Origin of the sequence: uncultured Abiotrophia sp. (assembly GCF_938010525.1) — a bacterium.
GTDB lineage: Bacteria > Bacillota > Bacilli > Lactobacillales > Aerococcaceae > Abiotrophia.
Genome location: NZ_CALLVK010000021.1, coordinates 149511 through 172329, shown reverse-complemented (window position 1 = coordinate 172329; position 22819 = coordinate 149511). Strand labels below are relative to the sequence as shown.

Annotated in this window: 18 protein-coding genes; 15 read left to right on the top strand and 3 right to left on the bottom strand. The window is 48.9% G+C overall.

All coding sequences use genetic code 11. The features are described 5' to 3' along the window. The first annotated feature begins 65 nt into the window (after window positions 1-65). From ligA to Q0339_RS05430, 6 genes are read left to right on the top strand one after another with little or no spacing between them, the layout of a single operon-like run. The gene (gene ligA, locus Q0339_RS05455) at window positions 66-2075 is read left to right on the top strand and encodes an NAD-dependent DNA ligase LigA (protein WP_298077808.1); all 2010 of its coding nucleotides are present in this window, start codon (window positions 66-68) and stop codon (window positions 2073-2075) included. A gap of 14 nt (window positions 2076-2089) precedes the next feature. Then, window positions 2090-3325: a CamS family sex pheromone protein gene (locus Q0339_RS05450; protein WP_298077807.1), complete on the top strand. Its 1236-nt coding sequence runs from the start codon at window positions 2090-2092 to the stop codon at window positions 3323-3325. A 60-nt stretch (window positions 3326-3385) separates the two neighbouring features. Continuing rightward, window positions 3386-3682, top strand: a complete 297-nt coding sequence (gene gatC, locus Q0339_RS05445) for an Asp-tRNA(Asn)/Glu-tRNA(Gln) amidotransferase subunit GatC (protein ID WP_070756494.1) — start codon at window positions 3386-3388, stop codon at window positions 3680-3682. A gap of 1 nt (window position 3683) precedes the next feature. Next, window positions 3684-5150 (top strand): Asp-tRNA(Asn)/Glu-tRNA(Gln) amidotransferase subunit GatA, encoded by a 1467-nt coding sequence (gatA, locus tag Q0339_RS05440; protein ID WP_298077805.1) that lies wholly within the window; start codon window positions 3684-3686, stop codon window positions 5148-5150. Between the two features lie 9 nt (window positions 5151-5159). Next, on the top strand, window positions 5160-6593 hold the full coding sequence (gene gatB / locus Q0339_RS05435; RefSeq protein WP_298077804.1) for an Asp-tRNA(Asn)/Glu-tRNA(Gln) amidotransferase subunit GatB: 1434 nt from the start codon (window positions 5160-5162) through the stop codon (window positions 6591-6593). Window positions 6594-6638: 45 nt separating this feature from the next. Next, window positions 6639-8018, top strand: coding sequence for a L,D-transpeptidase/peptidoglycan binding protein (locus tag Q0339_RS05430; protein WP_298077803.1), 1380 nt, complete (start codon window positions 6639-6641; stop codon window positions 8016-8018). Window positions 8019-8158: 140 nt separating this feature from the next. Here the strand turns inward: Q0339_RS05430 and Q0339_RS05425 are convergent, their stop codons facing one another. Together Q0339_RS05425 and Q0339_RS05420 are read right to left on the bottom strand one after the other, a co-directional pair. Continuing rightward, window positions 8159-9373, bottom strand: coding sequence for a serine hydrolase (locus Q0339_RS05425; RefSeq protein WP_298077802.1), 1215 nt, complete (start codon window positions 9371-9373; stop codon window positions 8159-8161). A 101-nt stretch (window positions 9374-9474) separates the two neighbouring features. Next, on the bottom strand, window positions 9475-9774 hold the full coding sequence (locus Q0339_RS05420) for a hypothetical protein (protein WP_298077801.1): 300 nt from the start codon (window positions 9772-9774) through the stop codon (window positions 9475-9477). Between the two features lie 153 nt (window positions 9775-9927). Here Q0339_RS05420 and Q0339_RS05415 point away from each other — a divergent pair, with 153 nt between their 5' ends. From Q0339_RS05415 to Q0339_RS05390, 6 genes are all read left to right on the top strand, one after another. Further along, a complete protein-coding gene (locus Q0339_RS05415; RefSeq protein WP_298077799.1) occupies window positions 9928-10908 on the top strand; it encodes an aromatic acid exporter family protein in 981 nt (326 codons plus the stop codon). A gap of 362 nt (window positions 10909-11270) precedes the next feature. Next, on the top strand, window positions 11271-13214 hold the full coding sequence (gene thrS, locus Q0339_RS05410; RefSeq protein ID WP_298077798.1) for a threonine--tRNA ligase: 1944 nt from the start codon (window positions 11271-11273) through the stop codon (window positions 13212-13214). Between the two features lie 296 nt (window positions 13215-13510). Beyond that, complete coding sequence (locus Q0339_RS05405; protein WP_298077796.1) at window positions 13511-14743, top strand: O-antigen ligase family protein; 1233 nt, start codon at window positions 13511-13513, stop codon at window positions 14741-14743. A gap of 117 nt (window positions 14744-14860) precedes the next feature. Further along, on the top strand, window positions 14861-15127 hold the full coding sequence (locus Q0339_RS05400) for a co-chaperone GroES (protein WP_268442103.1): 267 nt from the start codon (window positions 14861-14863) through the stop codon (window positions 15125-15127). Window positions 15128-15162: 35 nt separating this feature from the next. After that, entirely contained in the window at window positions 15163-16782 is a 1620-nt protein-coding gene (groL, locus tag Q0339_RS05395; RefSeq protein ID WP_070756504.1) for a chaperonin GroEL, read from the top strand. A 95-nt stretch (window positions 16783-16877) separates the two neighbouring features. Then, window positions 16878-17570, top strand: a complete 693-nt coding sequence (locus tag Q0339_RS05390) for a DUF6796 family protein (RefSeq protein ID WP_298077793.1) — start codon at window positions 16878-16880, stop codon at window positions 17568-17570. 42 nt (window positions 17571-17612) lie between these two features. Here the strand turns inward: Q0339_RS05390 and uvrC are convergent, their stop codons facing one another. After that, window positions 17613-19427 (bottom strand): excinuclease ABC subunit UvrC, encoded by a 1815-nt coding sequence (uvrC, locus tag Q0339_RS05385; RefSeq protein ID WP_298077792.1) that lies wholly within the window; start codon window positions 19425-19427, stop codon window positions 17613-17615. A gap of 177 nt (window positions 19428-19604) precedes the next feature. On the opposite strand from uvrC, the gene Q0339_RS05380 reads away from it, so the two are divergent. The 3 genes from Q0339_RS05380 to Q0339_RS05370 are packed head-to-tail and all read left to right on the top strand — an operon-like array spanning window position 19605 to window position 22804. Beyond that, on the top strand, window positions 19605-20375 hold the full coding sequence (locus Q0339_RS05380; protein ID WP_298077791.1) for a hypothetical protein: 771 nt from the start codon (window positions 19605-19607) through the stop codon (window positions 20373-20375). 22 nt (window positions 20376-20397) lie between these two features. Next, complete coding sequence (locus Q0339_RS05375; RefSeq protein WP_298077790.1) at window positions 20398-21549, top strand: alpha/beta fold hydrolase; 1152 nt, start codon at window positions 20398-20400, stop codon at window positions 21547-21549. Between the two features lie 40 nt (window positions 21550-21589). Then, the gene (locus tag Q0339_RS05370) at window positions 21590-22804 is read left to right on the top strand and encodes an acetyl-CoA C-acetyltransferase (protein WP_298077789.1); all 1215 of its coding nucleotides are present in this window, start codon (window positions 21590-21592) and stop codon (window positions 22802-22804) included. Window positions 22805-22819 lie beyond the last annotated feature (15 nt).

Sequence of the window (22819 nt, the reverse complement as noted above, 5' to 3'; positions counted from 1 at the left end):
ATAATGTAGAATAGGGTAGTGGGCCCATGGCTCACTAGCTGACCTGGATATGAAGGAGAATGAAAATGCCAAGCCAAAACCTTCAGGCACGCCTTGAAGAAGTCAAGCACTTATTAAATGACTATGCCTACCATTACTATGTTCTAGACCAATCCTTGGTCAGTGACGCAAGCTATGATGCCCTCTATCGGGAACTGGAAGAAATTGAAGCGGCGCATCCAGAGTGGATTACGCCAGATTCACCCACCCAACGGGTTGGGGACCAGCTCCTAGAAGGTTTTAGCAAAGTGGCTCACGCAGAATCCATGTATAGTCTAGGCAATGCCTTCAGTCCAGAAGAAGTGACACAATTTATTGAGCGGGTGACCCAGCAAGTCGAGGGCCCTGTCTCCTTTATGTGTGAATGTAAAATCGATGGCTTAGCCATTGCCCTTACCTACCAGGACGGTGTCTTTGTTCGTGGCGCCACGCGGGGGGATGGGACAATTGGCGAAGACATCACCCAGAATCTTCGTACCATTCGCTCCTTACCTCTACGTTTAAGACAAAATCTGTCAGTAGAAGTGCGTGGTGAATGTTACATGCCTAAGGCTGTTTTCCTAGCGCTCAATGAGGAGCGTGAAGCCCAAGGTCAAGAAATCTTTAAGAATCCCCGCAATGCGGCGGCTGGTGGCTTACGCCAGTTAGACCCGCGTGCGGTGGCCGACCGCCAACTCAATATCTTCCTCTACAGTGCAGTCTATACGGATCAATTTCATCCTGAGAGTCAGGCCAGTCTTTTTGCGGCTTTTGAGCAATTGGGGCTACGGACCAATCCGCTCAGACGTGAATGTCAGACGGCTGAAGAAGTGATTGACTATATCCAAATGATTGGCCAACAACGCCATGACTTGCCTTATGAGATTGATGGCGTGGTCATCAAGGTTAACCGCATTGACCAGCAACAGGCCTTAGGCTTTACGGTCAAAGCACCACGCTGGGCCATTGCCTATAAATTTCCGGCTGAAGAAGCTGTGACCACCCTACGTGAGGTGGAATGGACCGTGGGGCGGACGGGTGTCGTGACACCAACTGCCATTATGGATCCCGTGCCATTGGCAGGGACAACGGTCCAACGCGCCAGTCTCCACAATGTGGACTTGATTGAGAGCCTGGATGTGCGCTTGGGCGACCAAGTTACCATCCACAAGGCGGGCGACATTATTCCTGAGATTACCTCAGTGCTTCTAGCCAAGAGGCCACAAGACAGTCAGCCCCTGCTTATTCCGACCCATTGTCCGGAATGTCAGACGACTTTAGTACGTCAGGGTGAAGAAGTAGCTCTACGCTGTCCTAACCTAGTCTGTCCGGCCCAACGCCTAGCCCTCTTGAGCCATTTTGTCTCTCGGGGTGCTATGAACATTCAGGGCTTGGGACCACGTATTCTTAACCAGCTAGTCGCTAGTCAAGCAGTCACGGAATTGGATGACCTCTATCGTTTGACCTTAGAAGATCTCTTAGGTCTAGATAAAATCCAAGAAAAATCCGCCCAGAAATTACTGGCTGCCATTGAAGCTAGCAAGTCCAACTCCGCTGAGCGTTTGCTCTTTGGCTTGGGCATTCGACATGTGGGCGCCAAGGCAGCGCGCTTAGTCTTGCAAGTCTTTGGCGATTTGAATAGGTTAAGCCAGGCGACTGCCGAGGAAATTGGGGCCATTGAAGGGCTAGGGCCAATTATCAGCCAATCTCTAGTACAATATCTAGCCTTGGAATCAAGCCAAGCCATGCTTAAACGCCTAGCAGAGGCAGGCGTTAACCTGACCTATCAGGGGCCACAGCCTCTTGAAGTGGCAGAAAGTGACACAGTCAATGATTTCTGGTTAGGTAAAACTGTTGTCCTGACTGGGACCATGGAAAGCTATTCGCGTTCTGAAGCCAAGGAGCTCTTAGAAGCGCGGGGGGCTAAGGTCACCGGTAGTGTCTCTAAGAAGACCGATTATTTGGTGGCAGGTCAGGAAGCCGGAAGCAAATTAAGCAAGGCGGAATCCTTGGGTGTAACCATCCTTGACGAAGCCAGTTTCTTAGCAAATCTATAAAAAGTGGTGAAAATATGAAAAATAAATGGCAGAAGGGACTGACCCTCGCGGCAGTCAGTCTGACCCTGGCAGGGTGTCTTAACAACCTAGAAGCCGAAAAAACCAAAAAGCCAGTGGTAGGACCTAACCAGGTGGTAGTTCAGACCACTCAGAACCAGCTGTCTAGTGAGAACTATCGGGCAGTTATCAGCAATGGTCGCTACCAATTAGGGGTAGCCAGCAGCTCTGACAGCAACCTTAGTTCCGCCGGTAATATCCGTGCCTTTGAAGAAGGGCTCCTGCGGATTGCCAAAGGCGTCTTTCCAACCAACCAATATTTCCTGCAAGAAGGAACCCTGATTAATCTGGAGACCATGACCCGTTGGACGGGCCGTGAATCAGATGATAACCCAGAAGGGCTTAACCCTCGTCTGCCCGATGATGCCGAGCAACAGCGTAAGGCTGAAAGCACCATTTCGGCGCAAAGCAGTGAGTCAAGCCAGGAAGAATCGTCTAGTGCAGAATCTAGCTCCAATGACCAGGTGATTACGGACGCGGCTGCAACGCCAATTTATCTGGCCCAAATCATGGAAAAAGACATTATGGTGGAAACCAACGATGGCTACTCTCTATCTGGAATTGTCATCGGTTTGGCCATGAATAGTGAATACCAATATACCGACTCCAATAACGTGGTGCACCGTCAGGAAATCTCGATCGGCGAAATGCGGGAACGGGGTAAAGCCTACGCCAACACCATCGTGGGCCGTTTGCGGGCAACTCCTGAATTGCGTTCCGTGCCAATCTCTGTGGCTATCTTCAGCCAAGCCCCTGCCAATAATGTGGTGGGTGGGACCTTTGTCTTAGATGGGATTTCCCGTGAGGGGAATGCCGTAACCGATTGGACCGAGCATAACGAAAGCCGGGCTCTCCTGCCATTTGTAGGGACCAACCAAGGTAGTAACGATCAATACCCAGGTTTTGAAGAATTCCGGACCAAGGTCAGCGACTTCTTCCCTAAACTTAATGGGATTACGGCTGAAGCCCTCAATATCAACGGCAGCCTAGCTTCGCTTAAGATTAATATCGTGACCCAGTTCTATGATTTAACGGAGATTACCGCTCTAACCCAGCATGTGACGGATGTCGCCCAGAATATATTCCCTGAAGGACTGGATCTGCAAGTGAAGATTGAGTCATCAGAAGGGACTGAAGCCGTTATTACCAAGCCGGCGGGTAGCAACCAGTATCAATCGCAAATCCTAAAATAAGGGGTCGCTCGTCCCTTCATTAACTAGCAAATAAAGTCAGTATCAGAAAGGAAGAATCGCATGGTCCAACCAGCCGATATCAAACACGTCGCCAAATTGGCGAAACTCTCATTCGATGACAGCAAGATTGATGCCTTTACCGAGGAATTCAATGCTATCATCGACTTTGTTGAGCAACTCGAACAAGTGGATACCCAAGGGGTCGCACCGACTTACCATGGCAACCAACTCCTCAATGTCTTCCGTGAAGACAAGGCCCAAGCAGGGGTTGAGCGGGAGCAATTATTAGCTAATGTTAAAACTAGCAAGGATGGCTTCATTCAAGTACCAGCCATCATGGAAAGTGAGGAAGCCTAAGATGACCCAATATCCAACGACAATCTTAGCCATGAAAGAAGGATTAGCAGCCGGTAAATTTACATCCCAAGACTTGGTGCGGGCAGCTTTCGAACGTATTGAAGCGACAGATGGACAAGTAGCAGCCTTCTTGGCCCTCAACAAAGACTTGGCCCTAGCAGCCGCAGCTCAAGCGGATGCACGTGGCTATGGGGCGGATGCGCCGATCCTTAACGGGATTCCGATTGGGGTTAAAGATAATATCGTAACTAAGGGCTTGGTAACGACTGCTGCCAGCCGTATGCTGGAAGACTTCGTGCCAACCTATGATGCAACGGTCGTAGAAAAGCTCCACCAAGCCGGTGCCATCATTGTAGGGAAGCTCAACATGGACGAGTTTGCCATGGGAGCTAGCTGTGAGCGCTCTGCCTTCAAGACAACGCGCAACCCTTGGGACTTGAACCGCGTACCAGGTGGGTCATCTGGTGGTTCTGCGGCAGCTGTTGCAGCCCGCCAAGTGCCTGCTAGCTTAGGGACCGATACTGGGGGGAGTATTCGCCAACCGGCTGCCTTTACTGGTTTAGTTGGGATGAAGCCAACCTACGGTTCTGTTTCTCGTTATGGGCTTATCGCCTTTGGTTCTAGTTTAGACCAAATTGGGCCAATGACCTTAACCGTGGCCGATAACGCCTTGGTCTTAGAAGCCATTGCCGGCCATGATGCCAAGGATTCCACTTCCTTGCCTGAAATTGACACTGACTATAGCGCTAAGATTGGCCAACCTTTAGCTGGTCTGAAGATTGGTTTCCCAGTGGATTATCGCTCAGAAGCCATTAACCAGGAAATTCGCGAGCGCATGGATCAAGCCGCTGCCTACTTTGAAAGCCAAGGGGCAGAGATTGTGAAGATTTCCTTGCCACATTCTAAGTACGGGATTAATGTCTACTATATTATTGCCTCTTCAGAAGCCTCTTCTAACTTACAACGCTTTGACGGGATTCGCTATGGCTACCGTTCGCAAAGTGCGCAAACTCTGGAAGAAGTCTATGTACAATCACGGACTGAAGGTTTCGGGCCAGAAGTACAACGTCGGATCATGTTAGGGACCTTCAGCTTGAGCTCAGGTTATTATGATGCCTACTTCAAGAAGGCCGCCCAAGTTCGGACCTTGATTATCCAAGACTTCGAGCAAGCCTTCCAAGCCTGTGATGTAATCATGGGGCCTGCGACCACCTCAACCGCTTTTGAAATCGGAGGCCGAATCCAAGACCCAATCGAAATGTATGTGGCTGACCTCTTGACCGTGCCAGCCAACTTGGCCGGGCTACCAGCCTTGTCAGTGCCAGCTGGTTTAGACCAGGCCGGGCTTCCTATCGGCTTGCAACTCATGGCTAAGCCATTGGATGAAGCAACCATCTATCAAGTGGCTGCTAACTTCGAAGTCGGACATGACTATGTCAACCAATCCCCACGGGCAGCCGTAGAATAGGAGACCGCTATGAATTTTGAAACGATTATCGGACTTGAAGTCCACGTGGAATTGAAGACTGATTCCAAGATGTTCAGCCCATCACCTGCGCATTTCGGGGCAGAACCTAACACCAACACTAACGAAATCGACTGGGGCTATCCTGGTGTCTTGCCAGTGGTCAACAAACGGGCCATTGAATTTGGTATGCGGGCAGCTTTAGCGCTTAACTGCCAAATCGCGCCTGAAATGAAGTTCGACCGTAAGAACTACTTCTACCCAGATAACCCTAAAGCCTACCAAATCTCTCAATTTGATACGCCAATCGGGTCAAATGGGTACATTGATATTGAAGTCGATGGCCAAACCAAGCGTATTCGCATCGAGCGTCTGCACTTAGAAGAAGATGCGGGTAAGAACACCCATGCCACTGATGGTTATTCTTATGTCGACCTTAACCGTCAAGGGACGCCTCTAATTGAGATTGTCTCTGAAGCGGACATTCGCTCACCAGAAGAAGCCTATGCTTACCTGGAAGCTTTACGTGAGAAAATCATGTATACCGAAGTTTCTGACGTTAAGATGGAAGAAGGATCTATGCGTTGTGACGCCAACATTTCCCTCCGTCCTTATGGTCAGGAAGCCTTCGGGACCAAGACCGAGCTCAAGAACCTCAACTCCTTCAACTTCGTTAAGAAGGGCTTGGCTTACGAAGAGAAACGTCAAGCTCAAGTGCTCTTAGCGGGTGGTAAGATTGGGCAAGAAACTCGTCGTTACGATGAAGCGACTGGTAAGACCTTGCTCATGCGGGTTAAGGAAGGGTCTGCGGACTACCGCTACTTCCCTGAACCTGACCTACCATGGATTACTATTGCTCCTGAATGGATAGAAGCAGTAAAATCTACCATTCCTGAAATGCCAGATAGCCGTCGGGCACGCTATATCAAGGAGTTTGGCCTACCTGCCTATGACGCCATGGTCTTAACCTTGACCAAGGAAATGTCTGATTTCTTCCAGGCAACCGTAGCCGAAGGGGCAGATCCTAAACAAGCCTCTAACTGGCTCATGGGTGAAGTGTCTGCTTACTTGAACAGTGCCAAGACTACCTTGTCTGGGACTCAATTGACGCCACACAACCTTGCGCAAATGATTCGTCTGATTGAATCAGGGACCATTTCTTCTAAGATTGCTAAGCAACTCTTCAAGATTTTGGTTACTGAAGGGGGCGATGCGGATGTCATTGTCCAAGAACGTGGCATGGCACAAATTAGCGACCCAGCGCAAATCCAAGCCATCATTGACCAAGTCTTGGCAGCTAATCAAGCCTCTGTCGAAGACTATCGTAACGGGAAAGACCGTGCGGTTGGCTTCTTAGTTGGTCAAATTATGAAGGTATCTAAAGGGCAAGCCAACCCACAAGTCGTCAACCAATTGTTGATTAAGACTTTACAAACTTTCATCTAAACGTATAATAGAGAGTAACGATAATTTTAGATAGGGGATTTGCCAATGAAACGCTTTTTGAAATACAGCATGATTCTTCTGGGTTTATTAGCAGTAGCCTACATCGGGGGCTTGATTTTCTTCCTAGATCGCTTTACCTTCGGTAGCTACTTTGGAGATATTCCGCTCATGGGCTTAACTCAAGCCCAAGCCCAAGAGAAGATTGCTGAAGAACTTGGCAAGCGCCAAATTAATCTGCAAGAGAATGGGAAGACCACGGCTCAAGTAACCTTGGCTGAATTATCACCAAGTTATGACTTGGATAAGGCTGTGGGTCAACTCTTCAATCAGCAAGATCCAGTTATGTGGCCCTTGAGTTTTGGTAGCCACCAAGATGTTAAGGTGGACTCCAACATGGTCCATGTAGATAAAACCAAGGCAGCTCAAGTTCTAGCAGCCAAAGGCATTGATAACAGCCAACGTCAGGCGGCGACAGATGCTAGTATTGAATATACAGAAGCAGATGGCTATCAAGTCAAGTCAGATGCGACAGGGACTCAGGTTGATACCGATAGCCTGGCCCAAGATATGTTGGTCGCTGCGACACAAGAAAAGTCGAGTGTGGATGTCAGCCAAGCCTATGCTAAGGCAACTATCCAAGCAGATAGCGACACTATGAAGTCAGCGATTGGCTTAATCAAGCAGTATAGTGAAAACCCAATCGTCCTTCAGATTGCTGGCGATGATGTTCAAATTCCGACCAAGACTATTGAATCTTGGATGCACTTTGACGAGAACAACCAAGTCAGCTTCGACCGCGAAGCCATTAAGGCTTACGTTCAAGAATTGAATGAAAAATACTCTACCTATAATAAGACGCGTGAGTTCAAATCAACCTTACGCGGTACAGTAGAGGTGCCACCTGGTATTATGGGCTGGGGCATTGAAGTGGACCAGGAAGTCGACAAGATTGAGCAAGAGCTGCTAGCACATCAACCAGTTAAGCGTGAACCTGCCGTTAACTCGACTGGTGGCGTCCCTAACGCCAAGGATGATATCGGCCCAACCTACGTGGAAGTCGATATCGCCAACCAAACCATGTTCCTCTATAAAGACCACAAGAAAATTTTGGAGGCACCTGTTGTCACAGGTCAACCAGCAGCCGAAACGGTTCCTGGGGCAGGGGCTATCATTGAAAAATTGGCTGGGACCCGACTCAAGGGTTACAACCAGTTCTATCGAGTAGACTACTCTGTACCGGTTAACTACTGGATGCGTTTCGACGATAAGGCCCAAGGGATTCATGACGCCCCATGGCAAAGCCAATTTGGTGGCGAAGTCTGGACCCATAGTGGTTCATTGGGCTGTGTTAACTCACCACTGGACGCAGCAGCAACCATCTACGAGAACGTAGAGTACGGTACACCTGTTATCGTCTTTAACTAATAGCAAAAAACGAGACCCTAGGGTCTCGTTTTTTTAGGTCTTGAGGTAAAAATAACTTCCCATTATATCATATATGATATAATGGGAAGTTTTCTTAGCTAGAAAAACCGGCTGAGGACGAGCCTCAGCCGGTATAAGTCTTAGTTAAAGATCCCAAAGATACTACGCATAAAGTTAGTAAATGGGTTATTACGGCGGTTAGGGAGACTCTCAACGTCTTCTTCCTTGCTGCCTGCTGCTTGAGCCTTGCTTGCAGCTTCTTCTGAAGCGGCTTTGGCTGCTTGAGCTTCCTTCTCTGCTTGAGTAGGCAGGAGATTGGTAGCCAAGCCTTCTAATTGGTAGAGTTCAGGGTGCTTGTCCAAGCCGTCCAAGAGAATCTTGGTTTCTTCGTAAGAAGAGTAAGGTTCTTGAACCCCCATGACAACGGCAATAATCTTACGGCCATTTTCAGTAGTGGTGGTGACGAAGCATTTGCCGGCTTCATCGGTATAACCTGATTTTAGACCCGTCACGCCTGGACGGCCGTATTGAGCTCCTTCAAGGAGTAGGTTGTTATTAGCCATTTTAATTGGATGGTCACTGTCTTTGGCCATGGTGTATTCACGGGCAGAAGATAGTTCCAAGATTTGTGGATACTTCTCGGTGATGTATTGAGCCATAAGCGCAACATCCGCCGCGGACATCTTGTTTTGGCTGTCCTTGGTTGACCCTTCAATCCAGTAGCTTTCTGGTAGGTACTTGTTAGGCGCCCCAGAAGTGGTGTAGAACTCATAGTTCTCGATTCCCCATTCATCTAACTGGCGACGAATGGCAGCGACTGCTTCTTGTTCAGAACCGTAGATATGCGACATCAAAAGGGTGGTCGCATCGTTACCAGATGCTAACATAATCCCGTACAAGAGGTCCTGGACGGTGTATTCTGCACCCGCTACTAGGCCGGCATTAGATAATTCCGCATTATCGGTAAAATCACGGACAATAGATTCAGGTGTCTTAATCTTATCGTCTAGTTTAATTTTGCCTTCCTCGATGGCTTTGTAGGTCAAGTAAACTGACATAATTTTGGACATAGAAGCAATTGGATAAGGCTTATTCCCTTCACGTTCCATCAAGACTTTGTGGGTATCTTGGTCAATCACGACATAAGAACGAGTGTCTTCTGTTAAGCTGTTCAATTCTTCAGGGTAGCCACTAGGCATGGTGAAGCTAGATACTTGGCTGGCCTGAGTCTGGCTAAAGTCCTTAGTTAAATCTGGGGTTTTCTTTAGCTCTTGGGCCATAATAGGGCTAGCTAAACCTAGTAGGGTAGTGCTCGCTAGGGTGACTAAAACGAGCTTAGTATGTAACTTGGTCATCGAGTCTAATCCTCCTGTTATTTGGACGTATATGGTCATTGTATCAGAAAAAAGAAGCATATGCCAATAAATTTAGCCCATAGTTCCTATTGGATAGGCAATTAGAAGAGTGCTTCTGGGCTAGCGCCAGCGTCTAGGGCGGCTAGATTGGCTGGGTCCAGGTGAATGAGGGCCTGGATTTGGCCTTGCGCATCCAAACCTAGCACGGCTAAACCGTCTTGGCTCCCTTCAAAGTCAAGTTGGGCTTGCCAACCGGCCTGGCTCATGTAGGTCATAAGCCTTTGGGACCAGTACTGACGACGGGCCAAGTAGCGCTCGACTTCTTGCCGGGCAATCCAGTAATTGTCAATCAGCACAGTGGCTGCTAGGCGAAATCCCTTGGTAAGCTTGGGGTTAGGCATGGATATGGCTCCTTTTCGGGGTGTACTTTCATAGTATAGCTAATAATTGCGAAGATTTTGTGAAGATAGCTAAAATTACTAGCGGGGATTGTTATTTTTCAGCCCAGATGGTATAACAATAGAGGAAAATGATAAGAGAAGGGAGGGGGCGCTATGTCCCTGCCATTACGAACTGCTAAATATACCCTGGCTGTCTTAGCGGCGGCGCTGACGGCTCAGGCGCTAGGGCTCTTGAATCCGATGACAGCAGGGGTCATTGCCCTTTTGAGCTTGTCGGATACGCGCCGGACCACACTTAAGTTGGCCCAAGAGCGTCTAGTGTCCATGGTGTTGGCCTTGGCCCTGGCTTGGCTGCTCTTTGCTAGTCTGGACTTTAATATGCTTAGTCTAGCCCTCTTCCTTGTCATCTATGTACCCCTCAGCTATCGGCTTCAGCTCATGTCGGGGCTAGTGGCTAGCACGGTCCTAGTGACCCAACTCTTAGGTTGGCAGTCGCTAGCAGTCTCTTATTGGCTCAATCAAGTCGGTCTTTTTGCCATTGGGGCAGGGCTGGCCCTAGCCTTTAATAGCTATATGCCGTCCAAAGAAGACCTGATTCTGGCCCACAGAGCGCGTATCGAAGACCAGCTACGCCAACTGCTTTTGACTATTCATGATTCCTTACGCCAGCCCCAAGCCAGACGGGGCGCGGACTTAGCTGCCATAGCGACCCTTAATCAGGAACTAGAAGCAGCCCTGACCACGGTCTTAGCTGAGCGAGATAACCGACTCTTCAGACAGACCAATTATGATGTCCACTATGTCGAAATGCGTCAGGCACAGGCCCAGCTTTTGGAGCAGATGATGACCACCTTGCCTGACTGCTTCTTAGAGAGCGAAGAAAGCAAGGTCTTAGCCGGCATTTTCTATCTGACGGCTAGTCAGCTAGAAACGGCCAATCCAGGCACCTATCTTATGGCCGATATCCAGGCCTTGCTAGCTTATTATCGGGAGCGACCCTTGCCAGTCAGCCGGCAGGAGTTCGAAAATCGGGCCCGACTCTTCCAACTCTTGAATGACCTGAGTCGCTTTATCGCTCTTAAGTTAGCCTTCTACCAGACCTATGCCCAAGATTGGCGGGCTGGCCAGGATTAGGGCTTGAATTCTTCAAGCAAAAGTGGTATAACATATCTAGAATCTTAATCGAGAGTGAAGCCATGAGTGGCTAGTCGCGTTGACAAGAGAGGGATGGGTTGGTGCAACATCCTGGCGCTATAGTTGCTTACCTCTTCACTGATTCTTGACCTAAGGGCAATCACTCGCCTGTTAAGTCAAGACGGTCGCTCCCGTTACTAGCACCAAGAGGCTTTTGCCAGTGGCAGAAGCAAATTTGGGTGGAACCACGTTTATCAACGTCCCATTGACTCTGTGTCGCAATACCAGAGTCAATGGGATTTTTTATTTCCAATGATTAAGACTGTCGACCAAGCACTATTATCCAATGAGGAGGAACTACTATGTCTCAAATCGCCTTAACTTTCCCAGACGGCAGTGTCCGTCACTATGACAAGGGCGTCACTGTCGATCAAGTTGCCGCTAGCATCGGCTCTTCTTTAGCCAAAGCAACCCTAGCCGGTAAATTCCAAGGTCAATTAGTTGACCACGACCGGCCTTTGGAAGCTGACGGGACCATTGAAATCATCACTGACAAGAGCCCTGAAGCCTTAGAAATCATGCGCCACTCAACCGCGCACTTGATGGCTCATGCCTTAACTCGCCTCTATCCTGGTATTCATTTTGGGGTGGGGCCTGCTATTGAATCAGGTTTCTATTACGATACTGACAAGGAAGTTCAATTAACTGAAGACGACCTACCTGCAGTTGAGAAGGAAATGAAGAAAATCATCAGCCAGAACTACCCAATTGTAAGACGGGAAGTATCTCGCGCTGAAGCCTTGGAACTCTTCAAGCACGACCCTTACAAGGTTGAATTGATTACCGACCTGCCAGAAGATGAAGTTATTAGCGTCTACCAACAAGAAGACTTTACTGACCTCTGCCGTGGGATTCATGTGCCATCAACAGGCAAGATTAAGGTCTTCAAGCTGCTTAGCTTGGCTGGGGCATACTGGCGTGGTAACTCTGACAACAAGATGATGCAACGGGTTTACGGGACGGCCTTCTTCAAGCAAGCTGACCTAGATGAATTCTTGCGTCTACGCCAAGAAGCGAAGGAACGCGACCACCGTAAATTAGGGAAAGAACTGGGTATCTTCATGGTATCTAAGGAAGTAGGCTCTGGTTTACCATTCTGGTTACCAAAAGGGGCAACCATCCGTCGTGTGATCGAACGTTATATCATGGACAAGGAAATCAGCCTGGGCTATGACCATGTTTATACCCCAATCATGGCCAAGGTAGACCTCTATCAAACATCTGGCCACTGGGCTCACTACAAGGACGACATGTTCCCACCAATGGACATGGGCGACGGCGAAATGCTAGTCTTGCGGCCAATGAACTGCCCACACCACATGATGATTTATAAGAATGACATCCACTCTTACCGCGAATTACCAATCCGGATTGCGGAATTGGGTATGATGCACCGCTATGAAAAGTCCGGGGCCCTATCTGGTTTGCAACGGGTTCGTGAAATGACCCTGAACGACGCCCATATCTTCGTACGTCCTGACCAAATCAAGGAAGAATTCATCCGCGTACTGGACTTGATTAAGGCCGTTTACCATGACTTTGGCATCACTGACTACCGCTTCCGTCTCAGCTACCGTGACCCAGAAAACAAAGAGAAATACTTTGACGACGATGCGATGTGGGAAAAGGCACAAGCCATGCTTAAGGAAGCCATGGATGAGTTGGGCTTAGATTACTTCGAAGCCATCGGGGAAGCTGCTTTCTACGGTCCTAAATTGGACATTCAGTTCAAGACTGCCATTGGCTTGGAAGAAACCATGTCTACCATTCAGTTAGACTTCCTCTTGCCAGAACGCTTCGACCTGACTTATGTTGGGGAAGATGGTCAAGATAACCACCGCCCAGTGGTCATCCACCGTGGGGTTGTGTCTACCATGGAACGTTTTGTGGCTTACTTAATTGAAGAGTACAAGGGAGCCTTCCCAACTTGGTTGGCACCTGTTCAAGTGGCCCTCTTGCCAGTTAGCCTAGAGGCTCACAGTGACCGCGTTCAAGAAATCTATGAAGACTTGAAGGCCAAAGGTTTCCGTGTGGATATGGACTTGCGTAATGAGAAGTTGGGTTATAAGATTCGTTCCGCTCAAACCGCTAAGATTCCTTACCAAATTGTTATTGGGGACCAAGAAGTGTCTGAAGGCACAGTGAACGTTCGCCAATACGGTTCTGCCAAGTCAGAAAGCTACAGCTATGACGACTTTGTCCGCCTCTTAAGCGAGGACGTTGCTAACAAGAGCCGTCTTAACTAATAGGATTGAATAAAAAAGGGCTAGATCCTGCCTGCCGTCCTAGGGGACCAGGCAGAATCTAGCCTTTTGGCTTTTGTCATAGGCAAGCCAAGCACAACTTGTGTCTGATAGAGCACGTAAATTTGCTGGCTCATACCCTATCTATCAATAGATAGATTGATAGATAGGGTGGCAGATACAACTAGAAGAGACCATGCTAAAGACAGATTTTGCTTATGGCATGATTGGAAATTTTCGGCCAAATAGGGTAAAATAAGAAGGTAATAATTGACCCTGATCAACGAGGAGTAGCTTATATGGAAACTACTGAAAGCAAGCAGGCGTCACGGCCAACGTTCCGCGATCTAATGTCGCAGCCTGCACTCATTATGACTTATGTAAGTATCTTAATTCTTTTTCCGTTTTATATTAGTGTGCCAGCGGCTGTTTTGGCCGTGAGTTTGATTTTCTGGAAGTACCGTCGGCGTCTAGGTAAGATTGCCCTAGGAACGGGTTGGTTTGGAGCCGGGGCCATCTTTAGCTTTGTTATTGCCTTTGCCAACCGCAACCAGTACGGCATCTGGGCAGCCATTGGCTTTATCCTAGTTTGGACCTTCTTCCGGATTTATCGCAATTTTGTAACGCCGGACCTGCTGATTAAAATGCTCAATATTATTGGCCTAGGAAGCATTGGCACTAGTCTCTATGCTATTTATCACTACCTAGTCTTTATTGCCAGTCATGGTTTCCCGCTAGATTATATTGTGCGGGATCCTAATCCTAAGCATCGGGCTATGTCCACGCTCTTTAATGCCAACTATTATGGGCTCTTCTGTATTTTTGCCCTCTTGGTGGGGGCCTACCTCTTTGTCAAGGCAGGCACTAAGAAGGCCAAGGTCTGGTATGGTCTCAGCATGGTCTTGAATGTGGTCGGCATCTTGCTGACAGCCTCCCGCATGGCCTTGCCGGCCCTGGTAGTGGGAACCATCACCTTTGTTTTCTTCATTAATCGCCGATTGGTCTTGTGGCTAGGAGGGATTGGGTTAGCAGGGGCCTGTCTGGTCTTCTTCTTCCCGGAACTTTTGGCGCGCTTTACCTCGGCTTCCTTCTCTCATAGCTTAGAAGAGCGGGAAATGATTTGGCGGGCGGCTTGGGGCATCTTCACCGATTATCCTTTAACAGGGCGGGGACCTATGTCCTACTTCAGTTTCTTCTATCTCTATGGTGGTAAGGGACAACCTCACGCCCATCAGATTTTCCTAGAGTTCCTCTCTTCTTATGGTCTCTATGGGACGGCAATCTACTTGATTGGGACGGTTGGCTACTTCCGTGAGCGGGTGGCTCTCTGGTTCAAACCAGAAGTTCAAGCTGAGATTGGGCTAGTGACCGCCATGATTGTCACCGTCTTGGTCCATGGTCTCAGTGACGTTGCCGTAATGTGGTTACAGACTGGCTATATCTTCCTTTTCATTGTGACTTGTCCAGTGGCAGTTTGGGAAGCCTTAGCTTCTTATCGCTCAGAAGATGGCTATCTAAAAATTAAATCATAAGTTTCAAAAAGCAAGTGCCTATCACTTGCTTTTTTGACTATTTTAGACTATTATAAAAGAGTGGTTAGCACTTGAAGTGTTTGAGTGCTAAGTTTCAGAATGAATGGAGGAAATCCCATGTTAAAACCATTAGGCAAACGACTGGTAATTGAAGTAGCCCCAGCAGAAGAAAAAAGCGTAGGAGGCTTGATTTTATCTAGTGCCGCCCAAGAAAAACAAGAGACCGGGACGGTCCTAGCAGTCAGCAAGGAAGTAGCAAGCGCTGGCGAAGTAGCAGTCGGCGACCGCGTTGTCTTTGAATCTTATGCAGGCGTGACCGTTAAGCAAGACGGCCAAGAATATTTAGTAATTGAATTAGACCATGTCTTGGCCGTTTTAGGCTAAGCACAAGACATAGAATAGAAAAGGAGTGACTCTTAATGGCAAAAGAATTGAAATTCTCAGAAGACGCTCGCGCAGCTCTCTTGCGCGGGGTAGATATTTTAGCAAACACAGTAAAAACAACCTTAGGGCCTAAGGGCCGTAATGTGGTCTTAGACAAGACCTTTGGCTCCCCTTTGATTACCAATGATGGGGTAACCATCGCACGTGAAATCGAATTAGAAGACCGCTTCGAAAACATGGGGGCGCAATTGGTGCTGGAAGTGGCTAGCAAGACCAATGATGTAGCGGGTGACGGAACCACGACTGCAACTGTCTTGACCCAAGCCATTGCTAATGAAGGGATGAAGAACGTGACGGCTGGGGCTAACCCAGTTGGCATCCGCCGTGGGATTGACAAGGCCACTAAGGCAGCAGTTGAAGCTTTACAAGCCTTATCTCAACCCGTTTTATCCAAAGAAGCCATTGCCCAAGTAGCCGCAGTCTCTTCTGGCGACCCAGCTATTGGTGACTTGATTGCGGACGCTATGGAACGTGTCGGCAACGACGGTGTGATCACCATTGAAGAATCTAAGTCAATCGAGACGGAATTATCAGTGGTCGAAGGGATGCAATTTGATCGGGGTTATCTCTCTCAATACATGGTAACCGATAATGAGAAGATGGTTGCTGAATTGGAAAATCCTGTTATCTTCGTGACCGACCGCAAGATTACCAACATTCAAGATGTTTTACCACTCTTGGAAGGCATTATGCAATCTGGTCGTCCGCTCCTTATTATTGCGGAAGATGTAGACGGCGAAGCTTTGCCAACCTTAGTCCTCAACAAGTTACGTGGGACCTTGAACGTGGTGGCCGTTAAGGCGCCTGGTTTTGGGGACCGTCGTAAGGCCATGTTGGAAGACATCGCAGTCTTGACTGGGGCAACCGTTGTTTCAGAAGAATTAGGTTTTGAACTGAAGGATGCGACCGTAGAACATCTAGGTCATGCCGGTAAAGTAACGGTAACTAAGGACTCTACCACTATCGTAGAAGGGGCAGGCAACAAGCAAGCCATCGCAGACCGTATTGCGGTCATTCGCGCCCAAGCAGAAGAAAGCACCTCAAGCTTCGACAAGGAAAAACTCCAAGAGCGTTTAGCTAAATTGTCAGGTGGGGTAGCCGTTATTAAAGTAGGGGCAGCCACTGAAACTGAGCAAAAAGAACGTAAACTCCGCATCGAAGACGCCCTAAACGCGACCCGTGCGGCCGTGGAAGAAGGGATCGTGCCTGGTGGGGGTACTGCCTTGGTTAATGTTCAAGAAATCGTGGCAGCAGTAGAAGCTGAAGGCGACGAAGCAACTGGGGTTAAGATTGTAGCTCGTGCTTTGGAAGAACCAGTTCGTCAGATTGCAGCTAACGCTGGTAAGGAAGGCTCTGTCATTGTTGACACCCTCCGTCGCTCTGAAAAAGGTGTAGGTTATAACGCCGCAACGGATGTTTTTGAGAACATGATTGAAGCAGGGATTGTGGATCCAACTAAGGTAACCCGTTCTGCCCTTCAAAATGCAGCCTCTGTAGCAGCCTTGCTCTTAACGACAGAAGCCGTTGTAGCAGACATTCCAAAAGAAAGCCCTGATATGCCAGCCGGAATGGGCGGCATGCCAGGTATGATGTAATAAATTTGGCTGAGACCTCGGTCTCAGCCTTTTTGTTATATAAAATGAAGAGGGTGTGCTAGACTGAGGGTAACAAGTGTGGAGGAGGGATTTTGATGATCCTAGTACAAGCTTCATTTTTGGCAGGCCTTTTTGGGGCTCTGGCCTGGTTGGTGGGCGATATATTACTAGTAGGTTTTTCGCCGGTGACGGAAGAAGGCTTGGCCCGCTACCAAGCAAGGGGCTTGACCAATTTACGCCTGGCTCTTTATATGAGATCAGGGGCAGACCGTCGTTTACGCTGGGGTGTTTGGCTGGCTCAATTTTCTATTTGGCTACCACTTCTAAGTCTCTATGGTCTCTGGCAAATGGCCCAACCAGTAAGTAGCTTGGCCTGGGCCGGACTGCTCTGCCTCCTCATGGGCTTCAGCCTGTCCCCTTTGGCTCATGGCGCCTTCTATGTAATAGCCATTCTAGGCAAGGCTTATTGTCAGGATTACGAAGAAGCAGGCCAGGCCAATAAATTCTTGGTACAAGCGCTTAATCAGGCCAATCACTTACTCAATGTGACCTGGCTATCGGCTCTTGTAATAACCTACTTGGGTTGGGCTCTGTATGGCCTGGCTATTGTGACCGGTCAGACCCAGTGGCCGACTTACTTTCTACTGGCCACCCCACTAGTGACTACGCCAATCTGGCTGGGCCTTAGCCATTATGTCATCCGTCGCTGGACGCCAATCTTTAATGGCGCTGCCCTTAACTTAGCCTGGGTGAGTTTTTATGTCCTGGCTTTATGGCTACTCACTTAAAATCATGACATGCAAAAAGGACTGAGCTTAGGCTCAGTCCTTTTATTTACTTAGATAGGCAATAATCCGTTCAGCCAATTCAGCCCTAACACCGAGCTTGGCGTAGTCTTCAATAGAGGCTTCTTTCATAGCCTTGAGGGACTTGAAGTGCTTGAGCAATTTGGTGCGGGTTACCTTACCCACGCCAGGAATGGCGTCTAACTTAGAAGCGAATTGTTGCTTGCTCCGTACTTGACGATGGTAGGAAATGGCGTAACGGTGAACTTCTTCTTGGATTCGTTGGATATAGTGGAAGACAGGCGACTGGCGGTCTAGCTCTACCACTTCCTCACTATAACCATTCATGAGGGAAGCGGTCCGGTGTTTGTCGTCTTTGACCATGCCGGCGACAGGAATAGAGAGGCCTAGTTCCTCTTCAATCACCTGGCGGGCTGCCCGGACCTGGACCTTGCCCCCGTCCATCAAAATCAGATTGGGCAGGGGTTGTTCCTCACGCAGTAAGCGCGAATAACGACGGCGAATGACCTCTTGGGTGTGGGCAAATTCATTGGTTTGGTTGGATTCCTTGATTTTGAACTTGCGGTAACTCTTGCGGTCTGGTTTGCCTTCTTTGTAAACTACCATACCGGATACTAGGCCAGTCCCCGAAATGTTGGAGTGGTCGAAGGCTTCGATATGATAGGCCAGAGGGATGCCCAAGGCAGCCGCCAGGTCTTCGCTGACGCCACGGGTTTGCTGTGCTTGGATGTCCAAGAGGTTGAGGCGCTCGTTAAGAGCCAGCTGGCTGTTCTTAGCGCAAAGGTCCAACATGGACTTTTTCTTGCCTCGCTGTGGCGTGCTGATAGGGACTGAAATCACTTGCGATAACAAGTCCTTGTCTACATCCTCAGGGACCAAGATAGCCTTAGGAAGTAAGTGGTTTTCTTCCTGATAGAAGCGGGCGATAAAGGTCGTTAACTCCTCGTCTGGGTCCGTGTAAGCAGGGTAAATGGCAGCCTCACGTTTGAGAATGCTACCTTGTCTGAGCATGAAGACCTGGATGGAAATCCAACCCCGTTGGAAATCATAGGCGAAGACGTCTGTATTGTCGTAGTCCTGGCTCATGATAATCTGCCGCTCGATAGTGGTCTCAATGTATTGGAGTTGGTCCCGGTAGTCAGCGGCCTGCTCGAAGTCCAGGCGCTCGGCAGCTGCCTGCATCTTGTCCTTGAGCTGAGTCATAATGGGTTGGATATCGCCGTTGAAGAACTGCTTAATCTTCTGAATCTGTTGCTGGTACATGTCCTTGGTGATTTCATGGTCACAAGGACCAATGCACTGGCCTAGATGATAATAGAAGCAAGCCCGCTTCTCATTTTTGCCACAACGACGTAGGGGATAGACTCGATGCAAGAGTTGCTGGGTCTGGGTGGCCGCTCCTACATTAGGGAAGGGGCCAAAATAGAGACCGCCGTCCTTGGTGACATTGGATGTGATGATGAGTTGGGGATGGCGTTCCTTGGTGATTTTAAGGTAGGGATACATGGTCCCTTCCTTGAGTCGAATATTATAAGGAGGCTTATACTGTTGAATCAGATTGATTTCCAGCAAAAGTGCTTCTTTATTACTATTGGTGATGATGGTCTCGAAATGGTCGATTTCGGACACTAATTTGGTGGTTTTGGTATCGTGGGCGCCACGGAAATAGGAGCGCACCCGGTTTTTAAGGTTCTTGGCCTTGCCGACATAGAGAATCTGATCGGCTGCATCTTTCATGAGATAGCAGCCAGGTAAATCTGGCAAGAGCTTGAGCTTGGCTTCAATCCGTTCTTGAACCTTGGCCCGTTCTTGGGCACTCTGGGACTGGGCATCCGACATGGGGGGCCTCCTTCCTTAAATCTGGGGGCAGGGAGCCCCGTCTACTCTACACATTATACGCGTTTTTAGGACTTGGGACAAATGTCCTGTTCAAATCTTAAGAAAGGGTAAATCTCAGTCATCAAGATTGAAATCTCTGTCAGAATTGCCTAAGATGGTAGAAGAAGGAGACTGACCATGAAAAAACGATCTACGACCCCTTTGAAATTAGCGGCGATTATTGTCGTCCTCTGCCTGGCCCTCTTTGCCAGACGAGATATGATTCAGGCTGTCTGGCGGGATAATAGCCTCAGCCGCCCGCAAGCCATGCTGACTATTGCCCAAAAATTATTGAATATTCCACAAAATAAGCCTCAGGATAATCAGTCCCATGTCATTCAATCCGGGACCAACCAAGAACCCCATCAAGTAGCAGCTAATGTTGCGACTAGCCCTGTTTACCAAAAAGCAGCCCGCACAGCCCAAACCTTCAATCAGGGTTTGGATTTGACTAGTCTAAACCAGGCCTTTGTCAATCAAGTCAACCAACATCGTAGCCAAGTTGGTTGGCCGGAGATTCAGGTCGGCCATCAGTTAGCTGCAGGGAGTCAAACTCGGGTTCGTCAATTATCTGATTACTATTACTTGAGTAGCCGGACCTTAGATGGGCAAGATTTCCGGACGGCGCATCCAGCTATTGAGGATGCTAATTCCAGATTAGGGGAATCTACCTTTGAGCTCTACATTGCAGCAGATGATGTCCACCTAGATACTTGGCGCCAGCACCCTGACATCCTGGCTGACTACCTTTATAAGGCCTTTGCCAAAATGGAAGGCCAGGATACAAGCGCCTATATTGCTAGTCAATATGTGACCCTCTACGCCCAGCCTAGCGACCAATTAGTTGGCGATGTGGCCTACGTGCGTTTAGTGGCAGTTGTCACCTCCGATACGCTGGCCAGTCCTTAATTCAACTTAAAGGAGCCCCACCATGACCTCACCTTATGCTTATCTATTGCCTGGTCTAGTCGGCCTGGGGCTAGCGACTTGGACCTATGGCCAGGTCTACCAGCGTCGACATGGCCTCAAGCCAAGTAATGACCGCGAGCAAGTCTTCGACGTCACCCGCTGGCAGGCTCAAGCTAGCACTCAGCATGCTTGGTTATCGCAAGACCGGTTCGACCAGGAAATGACAGACTGGGTGCAGCCTTATCTGGCCCAACATGGTCAGTCAGAGCACATTACCCTAGAAGACGGCCAGACCTTAGCCTTTGATTTCTATCCTCATGCTGAGGCCCAGGCTACTCTCCTGATCATCCATGGCCTCAATGAGTTTAAGGAAAAATTCCGGGAGTTAACCTACTACTGGCATCAAGAAGCCTGCCAGGTTATTGCAGTGGACCTAAGAGGGCATGGCGCCAGTGGCCCCTATGGTCCCAAGTCCAGCATCCATAGCCTGCGTTTTGATCAATATGCTGAAGACCTAGCTAGACTCTTAGACCATTTAGACAAGCAAGGAAAAATCCAAGGTCCCTTAGTCCTATTCGGCCACTCCATGGGTGGAGCGGTCGCGACTCGCCTATGCCAACTCTATCCCGGCTTGGCTCAGGGCCTCATCCTTTCCTCGCCCATGATGGCAATTGATACAGGCAAGATTCCTTTTGCCTATGCGCATTTGTTAAGTCGAGTAGTCAGCTCTTTAGGTGGTGGCAAAGCTTATGCTCCACGTCAGGGCGCCTTTGACCCTGAACGTCATAGCCAGTATCCTCGCCAGAATCGCTGGACCACTCAATATGAACGTGGCCATTATTTCCATCATTGGCATCTAGCCAACCATCCGATCCCTAGCTGGGGCGCTACTTGGTCTTGGTTAGCAACTAGTCTAGCTAGCTCGCGCAATATTTTGTCTGGCCAAGGCCTTGTCCAGCTTACTTTGCCAGTCCTAGTCTGGCGAGCGGAGCTCGATGACCATGTTTTAGCTAGTGGCATTCATGGCTTGACGTCGAGCTTGGTTCAAGCCCAAGCTTACTGTGTGCCGGGGCGTAAGCATGAATTGTATTTGGAGGATGATGCCTTCATACAAGCATATGTCACCTGCATTCGTCATTTTATTGCCAGTCTTGCGCCAGCAAGCGACCATTGATTTAATCCTTGGTTGAATTTTGAACTAAAGGGAGTTACTTATGACACGCGTATATATTACAGAAGTTAAGCGCTCGGCCATTGGTCGCTATCTTGGCGCCTTATCCAATCTCAGTCCGCTAGACTTGGGCAGCCAAGTGCTCCGGGCAGTGCTAGAATCAGACCAAGTACCATTGGAAGCTATTGAAGAAGTTATCCTTGGAAATGTCTTATCGGCTGGCCATGGTCAAAACCTGGCCCGTCAAATTGCGCTAGAGGCAGGACTACCGATGTCGACTCCAGCCTACACCGTCAATATGGTCTGTGGGAGTGGCTTAAAGGCAGTCTATGAAGGCTATACCAAGATCAAAGCCGGCGAGAACCAAGCCCTGATCGTTGGGGGCGTAGAAAGTATGAGCCAGGCCGCCTTCGTCTTAGATGGCAAATCGCGCAAGGGCATGGCTTATGGTGGCAGTCCACTAGTGGATACCCTCTATCGGGATGGCTTGTCTGATGCCTTTGGGGGCTATGCTATGGGTGTGACGGCTGAGAATTTAGCTCAACAATATGACATTAGTCGCCAAGCTCAAGATGCTTATGCCTATCAATCTCAAGTCAAGGCTCAAGCTGCTCAACAAGAAGGCCTATTTGACCAGGAAATTGTGGCTGTGACAGAAGTCGACCGCAAGGGCAATCGTCAAGTGATTGATCGTGATGAGTATATTAACTATAAAACTAGTCCCGAGAAATTAGCTAGTTTGCGTCCTGCCTTCCAGGCGGAGGGGACGGTAACAGCCGGTAATGCGTCAGGCATTAACGACGGCGCAGCCTTTCTCTGCCTAGTGAGCCAAGACATCCTAGACCGCTACCAGCTGACGCCACTAGCTGAGGTCCTAGGTTTTGGTCAGGCAGGGGTTGACCCTAGCATTATGGGAATTGGGCCTGTAGGAGCTATTGAGCAGGTTTTAAAGCGTACTGGCGTGCCTTTTGAAGCAGTTGACCGCTTTGAACTCAATGAGGCTTTTGCGGTTCAAGCGCTGGCTGTCTCACATGATTTAGTCGCCCATCACGGGGTGTCGACTGATTGGTTGGCTGAGCGCACCAATGTTCATGGTGGCGCCATTGCCTTAGGCCATCCTATTGGGGCTTCCGGAGTCCGAGTCTTAGCGACTCTCTGCCATGAGTTAGTTCGCTCTGAGAGTCAATATGGCCTTGCTTCCCTTTGTATTGGCGGGGGCATGGGGATTGCTGCCCTGGTTAAACGATATCAAGCTTAGTTACTTATAGAGAGG

What these genes read in the sequence shown, in the direction of transcription:
- ligA (WP_298077808.1), top strand. Translation starts at nt 66, where the DNA reads ATGCCAAGCCAAAACCTTCAGGCACGCCTTGAAGAAGTCAAGCACTTA.
- Q0339_RS05450 (WP_298077807.1), top strand. Translation starts at nt 2,090, where the DNA reads ATGAAAAATAAATGGCAGAAGGGACTGACCCTCGCGGCAGTCAGTCTG.
- gatC (WP_070756494.1), top strand. Translation starts at nt 3,386, where the DNA reads ATGGTCCAACCAGCCGATATCAAACACGTCGCCAAATTGGCGAAACTC.
- gatA (WP_298077805.1), top strand. Translation starts at nt 3,684, where the DNA reads ATGACCCAATATCCAACGACAATCTTAGCCATGAAAGAAGGATTAGCA.
- gatB (WP_298077804.1), top strand. Translation starts at nt 5,160, where the DNA reads ATGAATTTTGAAACGATTATCGGACTTGAAGTCCACGTGGAATTGAAG.
- Q0339_RS05430 (WP_298077803.1), top strand. Translation starts at nt 6,639, where the DNA reads ATGAAACGCTTTTTGAAATACAGCATGATTCTTCTGGGTTTATTAGCA.
- Q0339_RS05425 (WP_298077802.1), bottom strand. Translation starts at nt 9,373, where the DNA reads ATGACCAAGTTACATACTAAGCTCGTTTTAGTCACCCTAGCGAGCACT.
- Q0339_RS05420 (WP_298077801.1), bottom strand. Translation starts at nt 9,774, where the DNA reads ATGCCTAACCCCAAGCTTACCAAGGGATTTCGCCTAGCAGCCACTGTG.
- Q0339_RS05415 (WP_298077799.1), top strand. Translation starts at nt 9,928, where the DNA reads ATGTCCCTGCCATTACGAACTGCTAAATATACCCTGGCTGTCTTAGCG.
- thrS (WP_298077798.1), top strand. Translation starts at nt 11,271, where the DNA reads ATGTCTCAAATCGCCTTAACTTTCCCAGACGGCAGTGTCCGTCACTAT.
- Q0339_RS05405 (WP_298077796.1), top strand. Translation starts at nt 13,511, where the DNA reads ATGGAAACTACTGAAAGCAAGCAGGCGTCACGGCCAACGTTCCGCGAT.
- Q0339_RS05400 (WP_268442103.1), top strand. Translation starts at nt 14,861, where the DNA reads ATGTTAAAACCATTAGGCAAACGACTGGTAATTGAAGTAGCCCCAGCA.
- groL (WP_070756504.1), top strand. Translation starts at nt 15,163, where the DNA reads ATGGCAAAAGAATTGAAATTCTCAGAAGACGCTCGCGCAGCTCTCTTG.
- Q0339_RS05390 (WP_298077793.1), top strand. Translation starts at nt 16,878, where the DNA reads ATGATCCTAGTACAAGCTTCATTTTTGGCAGGCCTTTTTGGGGCTCTG.
- uvrC (WP_298077792.1), bottom strand. Translation starts at nt 19,427, where the DNA reads ATGTCGGATGCCCAGTCCCAGAGTGCCCAAGAACGGGCCAAGGTTCAA.
- Q0339_RS05380 (WP_298077791.1), top strand. Translation starts at nt 19,605, where the DNA reads ATGAAAAAACGATCTACGACCCCTTTGAAATTAGCGGCGATTATTGTC.
- Q0339_RS05375 (WP_298077790.1), top strand. Translation starts at nt 20,398, where the DNA reads ATGACCTCACCTTATGCTTATCTATTGCCTGGTCTAGTCGGCCTGGGG.
- Q0339_RS05370 (WP_298077789.1), top strand. Translation starts at nt 21,590, where the DNA reads ATGACACGCGTATATATTACAGAAGTTAAGCGCTCGGCCATTGGTCGC.